We start from the raw sequence: 13,873 nt of genomic DNA, 5'->3' as shown, positions 1-13,873 counted from the left end.
AGCCCTCGGCCAGCGCCACGCGCCCCGATGGCCACCGCGCATCGCAGCCCGAGCGCGGCTGGCCCCCGCAGCTGCGGTAATGCGAGACGGCGGTCCGTTGGCCCTGTCTACCAGCCCTGTCGCGGACGCTCCCCTGAAGGGCCCAGCGGCACTCCGCTGGGGGCTCCCGGGGGACCGTACCCGCCCTGGGCCGGATAGGCGCCGAGGCCGTGAGACTGCGCTGAGGAGGGCACTGCGTGCGAAGGCGCAGTGCGTCTGCTGGCGAAGCCCTCCGCAACGAGCGCGGTGAGATCGAAGTACGCCTCTCGGACCTTGGGCCGGATCATGTCCAGGTCCACCTCACTGCCCGTGGCCAGGTGTTCGTCGAAGGGCACGGAGACCACCCCGCGGCAGCGGGCGCTGAAGTGGGCCACGATGTCCTCGACCTTGACCATCCTGCCCTTCTCCCGCACCCCCGACACGACGGTGAGGCTGCGGCGCACCAGGTCCCCGTAGCCGTGGGCGCTGAGCCAGTCCAGGGTCGTGCTGGCGCTCGAGGCACCGTCCACGGAGGGAGTGGCGACCACGATGAGCTGGTCGGCCAAGTCGAGAACGCCCCGCATCGCGCTGTAGAGGAGGCCGGTGCCCGAGTCGGTCAGGATGATCGGGTACTGGTGGCCCAAGACGTCGATGGCCCTGCGGTAGTCCTCATCGTTGAACGTCGTGGAGACCGCCGGATCGACGTCATTGGCGATGATCTCCAGCCCTGACGGAGTCTGCGAGGTGAAGGGCCTGATGTCCATGTACGTGTGGAGGGTGGGAATCGCCTGTACCAGGTCGCGGATCGTGGCTCGCGTCTCCCGGCGTACACGTCGGCCGAGCGTGCCGGCGTCCGGATTCGCGTCGATGGCGAGCACTTTGTCCCGGCGCTCGCTCGCGAGCGTGGATCCCAGGACTGTGGTGACCGTCGTCTTACCCACCCCGCCCTTGAGGCTGATCACGGCGATCCGGTAGCACGTGTGGACGGGCGTCTGGATGAGGGCGAGCTTGTGCTGCAGATCGGCGTCCGGTCTCCCTGCGCCGATCCTGAATCGCGTGCGTGTTCCCGGTCTGGCGCTGCGCGCCTTGGCGGTGGCTCCCGGCCGGAGAAGTCGATCGGACGACAGCTCGGTAGAGGCTGAGTAGCCCAGTTCCTGGGGTACTCGCTCTGCGGGCGCGGCCTGCGCTCGGGGCACGGGGGGATACGGCCGGTGTGGTGCGTACGCAGCCTGCGGCGGCCCCGGGTTCGCGTGCCCTGTCGGGTGGTACGGCCCCGGGACGGCGTGCTGAGGTTGCTCAGGGCGGGGTGCCGGCTCGCTGTAGTACGGCGGCTGCGGAGCGCCTGCGCCCGGCGACATCAGCGGCGGGCCGGCGGGGGCCGGGTGCTGAGGGGCTTGCAGGGGCGGCACGGCAGCCGGAGCGCCCGCAGACTCGTTCTGGAAATGAGGGGTTCCGGAGGGTGCTTCCGCCGCCCCTCGGGCCATCCCGGGTGTCTGTGCTGTGTGGTGGAGCCTGAGAGGGGTTTCACTCACCGCCGGCACTGGCGGCGGGCTGCTCATCGGGCCGGATTCGGTGTACCAGTCGGGGGGTGTGTAGGTCGCCTGGAACGGACCGACTTCGAGTGCGGCCTCGTCTGCCCCGTCGGGTGACGAGAGGGTCAGCGTCCCGGCCAGGCCTGACGCCTCACCTGCTGGAGTGCTGCGCATACTTCCTGACCTCTCTTCACCCACGGCTGGGGATGGCTCCAGTAGCCGCGGACTCGGGATCGACGGCTCGTGATCCTGCGCATCCGCAGGTTGTCGGACGGAACGCCGGCCGCCAGCGCTAGCCGTCGCCTGGCCGCTCGCGATCGACGTTGGGGGTCCACCTTGCCTGACCGTTCGCGCACAAGGTCGGGCTGTACGCCGGGATCCCGTCCGATGGGACGGGACCTCTCTCCCCGTCCCGCTGTGCGACGTCGCTGGTCCGCCACAGGCCCGAGAGAGGCCGCTCCACTCCTCTCCCCGGCTGGCTGTGCCTACCGACGCGGCAGTGCGGAAGATCACGCGGCTGGGGCAGAGCGCGGCCAGGTCGGTCCCTCACTCAGGCACCGTAGGACAAGGCCCCGAGGAGGAACCCCAATCCCACCATGCTGAAGAGCGCGCCCATGGCGACGAAGAGCCACCAGAAGGCGCTGCCGTCAGCTGGGAGTGTCCAGTGGGTCGGATCTGCCGGGTCATAGCGGATGTCGATACGTGCCCCGACGGGACGGACCTTGCCCGCCGGCCGAGCGATACGTGCTCGGCTCTCCATGATGCGCCCGTCCGCCGTAGCCCAGGCGACGACCGGGTAGTAGACGGTCGTTCCGAAGGTCCTGGTGGTGCCGTTGTTGTCCGAGCCGGGAGCGATCTGGGTCCGCTCCAGCCGAGTGACCGTGCCCTGTGCAATCGTGCCGTGGCGAAGCAGCCGCCGGGCCTGGAGAGCGTTGCGGCATGCGACGCCGCCGACGACGGCTCCCGCAGGAGTGAAGAGCAGCGCGAACAGCCAGAGGACGTGGGACGGGGACATACGGGTCTTCTCCAATCTGGAACCGAGGTGCACCAGCCAGTGGACCAGGTGCCCGACCTCACGACAGACACGTGTACAGCCACGGCCCGCTCGAACGGTCCTCCCGAGTGAGGGTCAAGGGCCCGGACAGCTTGGCGAAGCCAGGAAGGCGGATCGGCTGCTCACCGTAGCCGCCTCCATCCGCGTCTCTGGCGGAATTTCCTGGCTGTCGCGCCCTGAAGGTGCCTGTCGGTGGTGTCCCGTTCCCGGATGCGCGACAGGGCCTGGTGTCCCGTGGCCAGGGATCGCGGCCCTGTGCACCTGAGCCTGCCCACTCGACGAGACACCCGATATGCCGGGATCACGCTGCTTGCACCTCGCGATGCGTGCATTCTGCGAAGGCTCGGACCTCTCGGTTCACGACGATCTATCGATAAATCGCGGATTCGAGACGTGGAGCTTTTGTGCGCACAACACTACGGAACGCACTGACATTTGGGCCAATACTGATTGCTTCTACCCGTGCTACTCACCCCTGGTCACGAAGGGTTACAGGAAGAGCCTCTTCCTGGAAGAGCCGTTTCCTGGCCAATGCCCGGTACGCCCGGTAGAGATCATGCGAGAGACCACCAGCACCAACTGCCCCGGCTGACGTGCTGATTCGGCACCACCCGGGAGGACCAGTGGACACCAGCACCGACACCACCGGCGCACGCGCGATCCGGGACCGCAAGTTCGCAGTCCTCACTGCCCTCTTGAACCTCGGCCCCGGCGCCCACAAGTTCAGCACCATCGCCGCGCGCACCGGGATGCGCGACGAAGCGGTGCGCCGCCGCCTCGAACAGCTCGTCGACGCTGGCCTGGCCACGCGAACGCGCCGCGGCTACTACGAGCTGTGCCAGACCACCGCCGTGATGTCCAGGGCGTCCGGCCTGCTCCACCCGAGCGCAACGCCCCTGCTGGACGCTCAGCGACTCCTCGATGGCCTGCACCACCGCACCAACCAGGTTGTGCTCCTTCACACCTACGCCCCCCTCACCGGCGAGCGGCTCTGCATCGGCGCTGCTGGCGCGACGAGCCTCGCCTTCCGCCGCGAGCTCGCACTCGCCCCCGGGGCGGTCGACGAGCTGCGCCAGGCGCCGCTCGACCTGGACGCACCCGGCCTGGTGATGTTGGCCAATCTGGTATCGAGTGACAGTCCGGTCCGCGAGGACCTCCGCCGGATCCGATACATGCAGGTCGCGCACTCCCCCGCGGCCATACCTGGCTGGTCTCTCGTCTCCGTGCCCCTGAGGCGGCTTCCCGGCGCTCCCGCCATTCCCGGCGCCGAGCCTGGCGTCGTGGCGTCTGTCAGCATCCTCGCCCCTGAGCACTCGCACGGTGCCCACCTCGTGGCCTACGGCCGACTCATGCACAACACCGTCCGTGCGGCCACCGACTCATCGGTCGTCCTCACACGACACTCGGCCATACCCAGTCACGCCGCATGAGTAGGCCCCGCCAGAAGAGGCCTTCGGACAGGGGGCCAGTCAGCACAGGACGTCCCGCCCTCGGCCGCGGACATGCCCACACCGACCAGCGAACGGATACGGCGCACGAACCAGAAATGCGCAGCCCTCGACCGGCTTCACCCAGTACGGAGGGACCGATGACGTAGCACTCCCCCGCCGGCCGCTGGCTCGCAACGCCACTACGGCCCGGCGGCCGTGGGCCTGGTGCGGTGTTCGAGCACCGCACCAGCAGGCCCCTCGTCATCGCTCGACCTGCCAGTCGAACGAGTCCCGGTCACTCCCAGAAGAGCGCCCGGGCGAAATCACTCCAACCTCGGAGCACGGAGCCCCTGCAATGGGGCTTCGACGTTCCATCAGCACGGGGAACGGATCGCCCTCATGATGCAGCAGACCGCTGCCGCTTGTCACTCACCCTTGCCCATTTGTCTAGACTTGGCCCACCCCGATCGGGCTTCGGCGCGCGCGACACGCTTCGCTGTCCGGGTCATCAAGCACCGCAGCGGACACCACCGGGCTCTCCTTTCCGCGACCCCGCGCGTCAGGAGTTCGTCTTGACCACCTTCACGGCCGACGGCACGGGACAGCCCCAGAGAGGCACGAGTAGCCGACGGCCGAGCCTCAGCCGCCAGGGCACCATGCTGCGGGGTGTACACACCCGCCGGGATCCAGTGCAGGGGCGAGACTCCGCCGCCCGCTCCCTGCCCAACTCCCAGGCACGTACCGGCTTCCTGGCTTCCCTCCCGGCGCTCTCCCCGCGCATGCACAAGCTCCTGGTCCACGGTGACCAGGAATCTGCCTACTCCCCCAACAACCGCCAACGCGGCGGCAAGAACACAGCGTCGTCCGACCACGCATGGGCCGTAACCCGAGCGCTGGCAGCCGACGCCGTGCGCGTCGGATGGGATCGCGCCTCCTTCGTCCAGGTCCTCGTCGACGGCCCCTACAAGGCCGGCCACCACGCCCGCAGCATCCAGCACCGCCGCGGCTACGACAGGGCTGCGGAGTGGGTGCGCAGGGCTTGGGACGGCGCAAGAGAGCACGTACAGGCCACCGACCGCATCTGCACCCGCCAGGATTTCCACGGCTCCCTCGCCGCCTTCAGGGCCCGGGTCGAGCGCACCCCCTGGAAGGGCATCGCCGGCAAGACCGACCTCCGGAACCTGATCGCACGAATGGAGATCTGCACACGATCCGGAGGCTGGGATCACACCGTTTCAGAACGCGAGCTCGCCGAACGGATGGGCTGCAGCCGGACCACCGCCCGAAACAGCAACCAGCGACTCCAAGACGCCCGCCTGCTGCGCCAGCTCGACCACGGTTCGGCAACCGAAGGAGCACGCTGGATGCTGATTTCGCTCGTGCAGACCAAGTCTCACGCCTGGACCACCCCCCAGGGGCCGAAGGCTGGGGGGGTCATGAGTGGTCCAACGGTGATACCACCACCCGCGGAGGCAGACATCGACTCCCGAGCGGCGGCCAGGTTGATGCACCTTGACGCCTTCGCCCACCGAGGTCTGGGAGGAAGCGGTCTTGCCATCCTCGCAGCCCTGGCGGAGAAGGGCGTGCAGACCGTTCAGGAACTGCAGGGAACGGCGTCCATCTCACGCCCCACCGCCTACCGACAGCTCAGGCGGCTGGCGGAGTTCGGGCTCGTTGTGCGCGAAGGAGAGGTCTACGCGCTATCTCCCGCAGCGGTAGACGGAATCGGGGCATCCTCCAGCACTGCGCCCACGCCTGTCGGCAGTTGGGCCGAGGCTGCGGGCCGGCTGGGTACGGAGGGTGTGGCGGATCGCCGACGTCGCCGGCATGAGTTGGAGCGGCTGAGCTGGGCCCGCCAGCAAGCGTCCCTTGCAGAGCGTCGGCGTGTGTCCGAGCTTGAGCCGACGCATCCTGGTGTAGCTCAGCTGGAGCATGTGCGCGATGACGGGATAGTTGTCGATCCTGCGACGGGTGAGGTCATCGAGGGTCTGTACGTCGCGACCGACGGGAGATGGGTGTTTCACGAAGCCGGCGGGGCAGCCTCGAGCTGAGGGTGAGAAGAGGCGCGCGCGTGCGATCTGAGCTTCCGAGCGCCCAGAACCGCGCTGTTGGCCTCAGAATGAGCGTTCCTGGATCACGAAAGCCGCTGTGCGCCCACATGACGGCCTAACCCGACTGCCGACGTCCAATCACTCCAACAGTTCAGAGATAGGCCCTCTCGTGAGGATTTCCGCAAACATGCAGGTCAGAGGGTCATTACTGAGCCCTGGAGCGCCCGTTATGTGCCATATAGCCGTTCACTAGCGAGTGAACGCTCGTCGCGCCGGTCAGCGGCGAGGAGCACTAAGCGCGACCAGAATGCTCCACACGGGGGAACGCGCCGGGTCGGAACTCCGGTCGGGCCTGGCGACGCGCCCACACTCCCCCGTCGCGAAACAGAAGCCTTCACACGCGACCTTCCGGACGCGCCGAAGGTATGGAGCACCACCCGGTCAGGCTTCAACGCCTGAGCTCTCCAGCCGCTGAGCCTTCCGCTAGCTGGCCAGCCATAGGCACAGCTTCAGAACGAGTGGTCTCGAAACCGAGCGCTGCCCACCTGCCCCACATCTGAGGCACTGGGGCCACGCAGCCCCAGAACACACTCCATGTGAACGCGTAGATCTGCAGACTCCTTCATCCGGCCCTCCCCGCCAGGTCGCCCAGCCGAGGGCTCACCCGCGGAAGCAACTGCGTGACTCGTCGCTTGCATGCTCAGCTTTGGTCGTCAGCCGGATCCGCGTCGTCCGGGCCACCTGCTCGGTTGCCCCGACAAGAGCCACGTCAACACAGCACTTTGCCCGGGAGGAGTTAGCGGTGGGCCAGGGAAGCCCGTCTGCCGGCGAACACCCGAGCATCTCGCGAACGGCTGCTTACACAGTTGAGTCACCATCACCGTGGAAGGACTCACGTGGATCTGCTCCGCCACCACATCCGACCACCGTTGACAGACTGGCACTAAGCGCAGCCCGGAGCCTCGATTCCCGATGTGGCGAACGCGACCTGTGTCTCCGCCCGCAGTGAATGCCGTGGGCCCCATCCTCAAGTTCGCGCGAGAGCCTCACGCTTGGGCTGTGCGTGCCCTCGACTCGCCAGTACCTCGCAGTCCACATCATCCAGGAAAGCCTCGCCGATCAGGATCGGGTCCGATCGAGCGTGGCCGTGCCGACCTACATCACTAGAGCGCATTGAGATGCACGGCATTGGCTCCAAGGCAGCAAGCAGCCTCGCATTCAGGAGTGCGATATTTGCCCCACCAGTCGTGGACCGCAGCACACCACGAGCATCCCAGAACTAGTTTTGTGGACATATTTCACAAGGAACCTGGTGGCTGCCAGGTGGAAGTCGGCCAGGGGTAGCCAACTCGGGCATTCCGCAGTCTTCTCACCCGTGTCGATGAGCTTCTTCAATCCGACCTGCACGGATGCGCCGGCCTCATGTATGAGGTCCTGGCTTTGTCAGGGCTAGGCGGAGGACGATACTGCTCAGCTCTCTTCGCGATCAGGATGATCTGAAGGATCGTGATTCAGAATCACACAGCATGAGATCGTCCACACGGCAGCTGCCAGCATCTGCACGGCTGGGGAGACCTCGCGTTCGCAATAACCGAAACTCCTCGATCAGTGCCACTACCGTCCGCAGCTCGTGACTGATCACCCTGCACACAGTGAGTCGATGCCAGCAACCAGATGTGGGTGATCCGGTGTTAGGGATGGTCGCTCTCGTCGCGCCCTCTGCGGCCGAGACGGGATCCTATCGATCAGTTCAGACCGTCGCTGCTCCGTGCCAAGGCTGCTTGAGATCCACGAACACATACTTGGACGCTCCAATGCCGAGCTGCTCCAGCGTAGGTGTGAGGAGCAGCTCGGAGACAGAGAGGCGAAGACAGTCTCCTAGCTCCTACCCCACAGACCTCAGGCTCTTCATCCCCTCAAGCACCCGTCTAGGCGACAGGGAAGCCCGCGCGAACTCGGCATGACCGATGCCGAAGGAGATCAAAACTGTGCCATACATGGCTGTGTGACAGATCAGGCTCGCCACGTCTTGAGGGAAGGGCTACCGCACTAACGGCCGCCTGACCTGCGATGATGTACCCAAGGGTTGATCGTTTGACGTGACAACAAACAGCAAAACAAACACAGCAACACACATCTGTACATGTGTGTTGACACACAGACTGTCACCCACGGAGGGATTGATGTAAGACCGTCGCTTCACCTGTCATGAACGCCCACATGGGCCCAAGACCACCAGACAACCTTCTTGCTCGTCTGTGCCATGGCATGCGTCAAGCCTTGAATCCCCGCAAGCCGATCCACGCGTGACAGTGCAGGTTTAACCTCCTTGGACACCTCCGTTGTTCAAGCATTTCACCCTGCTATGCCACAGGCGACAAAGACAGCAGGCACAACGGGTTGCGACTCTTCTGTTGGCCAGCGATTGAAGAAGACGGTAGGAAATGCAGGGGTGTTAGCGTGTTTTGATGTGTGTGTAAGTGCTTCCACACACCTCTGCCAGCATGACTCGGTACATGGTTGCGTTGAGGGGTGACGATTTGAGTCGACATCAGTGTGTTGACAGACCGGAGTGTCAACGAGTGCATAAGTTTGGAGTAGGGCACGACAAGAAGGGGAGAGTAACGGCTGAGTGTAAACGTGCACTGCCACCTGGTGCGCGGCTCGGTTACCTTTCATTTGACAGGCGTGCACCCTTACTCAGTTCCAGGCAGGGGCTACTACTTGCCTGTGAGCCCGTTGACCAATTGGCGTCCCCATGGGTTAAGCCACGGGCTCCTAGGACCGTGAGCGTGCCTGTGGCCTCGGAGGGTGATCAGACAGACTTGAAACGTGGCTACAGGTGTGTTTGTCAGGCGACTTACAAGCGCTCGCACTTGCTTGTGTCCGAGCCTGATGAAAATCCTGCCTCCAAAGAGGCATGTCTCCTGGCGCGGGAACATGTGACTATCCCGGCCCATCCAGGTGGAGCGATGCAGGGTGGTCAGCTTGTCTCTGAGTGGGCGTCGACGAAGCCTGAACCCGCTGATGCCACGCGTTTCATCCAAGTTGAACGTGTGCATGCCCTGCCCCAGGCACTGTCGCTTAAGACGAAACTCGCATTACCTAAGGCGTAGATACAGGGGCACCTGTAGGCGGGCACTTAGGACTCTCAACAGGCATCAGACCCGGCTGCTCTGCCTTCAGGTCAACGTGTAAGCCACTCCATGCACAAGCCGGTAGAAAGTCGTTATTGCCTGCGCGGAGACACTCATGGGAGATCGACTGTGACTAACCATGAGGCTCCGACGGTGTCCACGATGGCTGGTCCTCGCAACAGCCGTTGTGCTGGACGGATGGTGGGGGCGTGTGTACTCTCACGTGCTGATCGGATATGGCTGCCGGCGTGTCTCCACGCTTGGCGTCATGACGATCTGCCAAGATGCAAGAGCCCACCAGGGCCTCGCCGACTCCGAAAGTGAGCCCCGCCCGATGACCTTCGACCTCGCCGACTATGGGATCGAATACGACCAGTTCGGCAACGTCTTCGTGATGGCCAACGGGAAGGGTGGCGTGGGTAAGACCACGCTGACCGCCAACGCCGCGGCCAAGACTGCTCGCATGGGGCTCCCGAGCCTGGTCATCGACGTGAACGGCCAGGGCAACATGCACCGGGATCTCGGGTTCGGAGAGCGGGATCAGGGTGCGGCCTTCGCCGAGTCGATGACCAAGGGGGCTCCTCTGGTGCCTCTCACCGGGGTTCGCGAGAACCTTGACGTCATCGTTGGCGGCCCCGAGGTGCGGAAGATCAACGGTGTTATCACCGACGTGGCACGCAATGAAGGCCTCATGGCCGCCTACCTGCGCATGGCTGTTTGCCTCGCCCCGCTACTTCCCCGATACAAGGCCGTCTTCATCGACACCCCGCCGGAGAACCCTGACCTCCTTCGGCTGTGCCTGCTGGCCGCTCGTTTCGCCGTGGTGCCCGTGAAGTACGACGCTGCGTCGCTTGATGACGGCCTCAAGGACTTCGGTCAGGCCTTCAAGATGGCTGTCCAGGTCAACAGGCAGCTGCGGATCCTCGGGGTGGCTCACTGCTTCTCGCCGCGCAACTCGACGCAGATCCACAAGGAGATCGTGAAGCGCTCGCAGGGCATCTTGGGCAAGCACGCGTACGTGTTTCCGCGGGCGGTAGGCCACTCGTCGACGATGGCCGGCCTCATTCGTGACCGTGGTCGCACGGCCTTCGAGCTCGAGCAGGAGCGTGTGGCCGGCTCGAAGGGAATTCCGGACTCGGCACAGCCGCTGGCCGAGGACTACGAGGTGCTTGTGACACAGATCTTTCAGCGTGCGGCTGAGCTGAGGAAGGCCGCCTGATGTCGAAGGTAGATAACGTGGGATTGCAGGACGCCGAGGAGCAGGGCAGCCCGGGGGCACTGGAGGACCTCTTCGACGCACCACCGGAGGGCGCAGGGGCGCCTGACGACCCCTTCTCGGGCTGGGGGGACAACCAGCCTCCAGCACCCCCTGCTGTTCCCGGTCAGAGCCCCACTGCTGTGGCCCCCGGGCGCGCTCCTAGTGCGACTCGCCCGCAGACGCCGGCGCCCATGTTTGATTCAGGCGATACCGGTGAGGAGGACCAGGACTCGCCTGGCGGGCAGAGTGGCTTCCGTGTGAGTCAGGACGTCTCCAACCGCCTCAAGGACTACCGCCAGGAGCAGGACCTCAATGTCACCGAGGTCGTGATCCAGGCACTCGACCACGTGGCGGACGAGGTCCCTGACGCCATGGCTCGCGCCAAGATGCCTGCCCGGGTTACCCCCACCCGCAGCCGCTTCGCCGCACGCGGCAGCAAGGGGCCCCTCAAGGGAACCGGCCCTGTCCAGCGATGGTGGCAGCCAACCAAGGAGGACAAGGCCATCCTCAAGGAGATGGCCACGGAGGCTGGCGTTCGTGGCACTCCGGGAATCCTCATCGCGGTCGCGTTGAATGAGTTCCTGCCTGGGGGAGCCATGTGGCTGGCTGGCGTGCTCCGGCGGCAGATGGGTGAAGATCCGACCTTCCAGGTACCGAACGATCTGGCGCTCTCGCGGGCGTACAACGTCTCCCGCGAGATTGCTCGATTGGCGCTGGTACAGCTGCAGGTCGAGGGACTGCTGCCTGTCGACCAGGCGTGAAGGCCCTCGACAGCAAACGTCTCGCTAGGGGCCACTGACGCCACGCCCAAGGTCTAGGTCAACCTTGCCTCACGGCCCCCGGCCAACCGGCAAGGTTGGCGGCCAGCTCTGGGCAGAGTCTCGGCAACGTCGTATACTGGAGCCTACCTAGTTACTCAAGCGCGAACGCCCCGCCAGATCCTGGCGGGGCGTTCTTCGTGTTCTAGGCAACTCGCAGTCTGCGATCGCCCTCAGCCGGCGGGACCGTCTGGTACTCGGGCAGGTTTAGACCGACGAGTCGGCCAGCCCTCATGTCGAGAAGGGCCTGGTGCCAGCCAGCTTCCAGGGCTTCCATGCTCTCGTACTTGGCGGCGAGCGGGTGAAGGCAGTACGTATTGCCCTTCTTGCCGACGCCCCCGGGCGCGCGCAGGACGATGTTCAGCTCCACGAGCTGGTCCAGCATGACGCTCACTGTCGAGGGAACGACCTTGTACTCGATCGCCATCTGCTTCTGTGGAACAGGGATAGCACCACCAAAGTCACTGCGGTAGACCAGGTAGTTGAGGAACTTGACAGCAGCCGCGCCGATGGGAAGGGCCCAGATCCGTTCGCTCACGAGCGGGGAGAGGACGGGGATGTCCATCAGTCGGTTTCTCCTCGATCACGTCGTAGTCGTCTTCGTTGGATATCACCCGGCCACGTCCCGTTTCGCTGGTCGAGTGACTAGGTCTGGGAAGTCGAACGCCTCCTGGCCGGTGAGGTCACCAGGACCGATTCGGTACGGGAAGGCGTGCGGGTCATTGTCATGATTCGCGGCGATCTGCCCCAGCACATCCCTTTGATCGTCACTGTTCCCGGAGAACCAGAGGCGAACATTCAGCTGAATCCGACCGTAGCCCGCGCTCTCGAGCCACCCGTACTTGCACAGTGCCTTGACCGCCCGGTTGACCGTCGGGCGTGTGATCGCCTTGGCGCCGGGCTGCTTCTTGACCTCTACGTTGAGAGCATCGGTGATCTCCTGCTGGGTGTAGGACGTGACCCCCGTCCCGCGCTTCTGGCCGCTGGCAACATACAGGAACACTGCGACCTGCGACGGGGTGATGCGATTCGCGATGATCAGCTGGGCGAGCTTTGCGGTGAACCAGTTGCTGGCGAGGCTGTAACCCTCGTCGCCTGCCATGTCATGGATAGTGGTGGGCTGATCCTCGTAGTCGATGCGGATCTGCTTCACCTTGCGTGGGGTCCGCCGGCTCTCCCTCCTTGCCCCGGGTGGCGTGATACTTGAGGCCTGCCCCATCTTCATGGCCAGCGTTGTCATGACGTCCTCTAGAAGGAAGTCGCCACGGTTTGAGGGCTCGGTGGGGGTGTCTACGGGCCGACGCGGTTGACGCGTCGGCGGATCAGGCGTCACTCGTACCTCCTTGTTACTCAAGCGCGCCTGAGCTTAGCTCAAAACTTCGGCTCAGCCGAAGTTTTGAGGCGGTGCGGCGTGTCGACTTTCGCCTACCGAAAGGTTCGACTGAGCCGAACTTTTGCGGTCAGTCGCAGGCTTCGGGTCGGCGAGATGAAGTCGCCCGCTCCAAATATTCGGCTCAGCCGAACTCAACGAGGCAGCGAGCGCCGAAACTTCGGCTCAGCCGAAGTTTCTGTGCCCTCTAAGCGCACACATGCCCATGTGTCGACGACGCTTCAGCACCCGCTCGCAATGCAGCCAGGCAATCCTGACCTGCAGGTTTCTCGCGTGCGACTACGTGTCAAAAAAGTTCGACTGAAGCGAATTTATAGCCGATCTGTGCTGGGCGCGTTAACACTTTTCCCCCATGAGTGTGTCGGCGAGAGCCACTCGCACTCGATAAAACTGCAGGTCAGAGGCCTGCGATCCTTCGCGCCTCTTATAAAAGAGGGCTCCTGACACACCCGCCGCACACCTCCGACTGTCTCAACCAGCAGCCTTCACAGTGCCCCTTCACCCTCGAGGATCATCCAAACAACCATCCGACGGCCACGCTTGGGACTGCTGAGCTCCAGCTTGCTCACAAACCAACCAGGCTGACGAGGCTTCGAGGGGAAACCCCGATGCCGTCCAACAGGAGTGCTCGAATGCGGCGCTAGGAAGTCACTCAGGCCATCGTGCCCAGTGAGGGCGCCCTGCGCCCGAGGGGTGCGCGTCCGACCGTTAGGGAGGTAAGCGCAGGGCGCGATGGGGGGCGGGTCCAGGGCGCCAAAGCGCCTGGCGCTGGGGGTCTGGGGGGCGAGTAGGCCCCCAGCGGGGGGTGCAGGGGGCAACGCCCCCTGACGGGGTCGGGGGCTGGCCCCCGCGCTGCGGGTCCAGGGGCCGCTCGCCCCTGGCGGGGTCCAGGGGCAGCGCCCCTGGGATATCCACCGGCTAGCAGGTTGCCAACGACCAAGACCAGCCTGATTCTCGAACCCGCTCCCGACACACGAACGCGCCCTTTCGGCCGCGCTCTGTGACCAGGGTTCGTCCGTCACCCATTCCGCAGGAAGGGAGCGCCAACAAGATCATGGGGACTCGGTTCCCGCCCGGCGGAACCTAGCGTCTCCACTTCGTTCGGGGCGCCGCTCAACTCGAACCATCGGCTCTGGTAGCGCAGGAAGGAACTGCAAGAGAACTGGTACCTCTGCGCTGCCCACG

General features: G+C 64.9%; 7 protein-coding genes and 1 pseudogene. 4 read left to right on the top strand and 4 right to left on the bottom strand.

The window, feature by feature from the left end; all coding sequences use genetic code 11:
* Positions 1–116 precede the first annotated feature (116 nt).
* Both OG730_RS42260 and OG730_RS42255 read right to left on the bottom strand, forming a co-directional pair.
* A pseudogene (locus OG730_RS42260) lies at positions 117–1,580 on the bottom strand (nucleotide-binding protein); the annotation flags it as partial.
* A 520-nt stretch (positions 1,581–2,100) separates the two neighbouring features.
* A complete protein-coding gene (locus OG730_RS42255; protein WP_327309657.1) occupies positions 2,101–2,565 on the bottom strand; it encodes a DUF3592 domain-containing protein in 465 nt (154 codons plus the stop codon).
* 662 nt (positions 2,566–3,227) lie between these two features.
* Here OG730_RS42255 and OG730_RS42250 point away from each other — a divergent pair.
* From OG730_RS42250 to OG730_RS42235, 4 genes are all read left to right on the top strand, one after another.
* The gene (locus OG730_RS42250; protein ID WP_327309656.1) at positions 3,228–4,034 is read left to right on the top strand and encodes a hypothetical protein; all 807 of its coding nucleotides are present in this window, start codon (positions 3,228–3,230) and stop codon (positions 4,032–4,034) included.
* Positions 4,035–4,813: 779 nt separating this feature from the next.
* Complete coding sequence (locus OG730_RS42245; RefSeq protein ID WP_327309655.1) at positions 4,814–6,085, top strand: helix-turn-helix domain-containing protein; 1,272 nt, start codon at positions 4,814–4,816, stop codon at positions 6,083–6,085.
* Positions 6,086–9,556: 3,471 nt separating this feature from the next.
* Positions 9,557–10,441, top strand: a complete 885-nt coding sequence (locus tag OG730_RS42240) for a ParA family protein (protein WP_327309654.1) — start codon at positions 9,557–9,559, stop codon at positions 10,439–10,441.
* A 296-nt stretch (positions 10,442–10,737) separates the two neighbouring features.
* On the top strand, positions 10,738–11,241 hold the full coding sequence (locus tag OG730_RS42235; protein ID WP_327309653.1) for a hypothetical protein: 504 nt from the start codon (positions 10,738–10,740) through the stop codon (positions 11,239–11,241).
* A 202-nt stretch (positions 11,242–11,443) separates the two neighbouring features.
* On the opposite strand, the gene OG730_RS42230 is transcribed toward OG730_RS42235, so the two are convergent.
* Together OG730_RS42230 and OG730_RS42225 are read right to left on the bottom strand one after the other, a co-directional pair.
* Complete coding sequence (locus tag OG730_RS42230) at positions 11,444–11,863, bottom strand: hypothetical protein (protein ID WP_327309652.1); 420 nt, start codon at positions 11,861–11,863, stop codon at positions 11,444–11,446.
* A gap of 45 nt (positions 11,864–11,908) precedes the next feature.
* The gene (locus tag OG730_RS42225) at positions 11,909–12,451 is read right to left on the bottom strand and encodes a helix-turn-helix domain-containing protein (protein ID WP_327309651.1); all 543 of its coding nucleotides are present in this window, start codon (positions 12,449–12,451) and stop codon (positions 11,909–11,911) included.
* Between the last annotated feature and the right edge of the window lie 1,422 nt (positions 12,452–13,873).

Origin of the sequence: Streptomyces sp. NBC_01298 (genome assembly GCF_035978755.1) — a bacterium.
Lineage (GTDB): Bacteria > Actinomycetota > Actinomycetes > Streptomycetales > Streptomycetaceae > Streptomyces.
Note: the sequence above shows the minus strand (reverse complement) of the source record. Positions and strands in the feature narration are given on the sequence as shown.

Excerpts from the sequence above, each read along its gene's own strand:
- OG730_RS42255 (WP_327309657.1), bottom strand. The coding sequence starts at position 2,565 with ATGTCCCCGTCCCACGTCCTCTGGCTGTTCGCGCTGCTCTTCACTCCT.
- OG730_RS42245 (WP_327309655.1), top strand. The coding sequence starts at position 4,814 with ATGCACAAGCTCCTGGTCCACGGTGACCAGGAATCTGCCTACTCCCCC.
- OG730_RS42240 (WP_327309654.1), top strand. The coding sequence starts at position 9,557 with ATGACCTTCGACCTCGCCGACTATGGGATCGAATACGACCAGTTCGGC.
- OG730_RS42230 (WP_327309652.1), bottom strand. The coding sequence starts at position 11,863 with ATGGACATCCCCGTCCTCTCCCCGCTCGTGAGCGAACGGATCTGGGCC.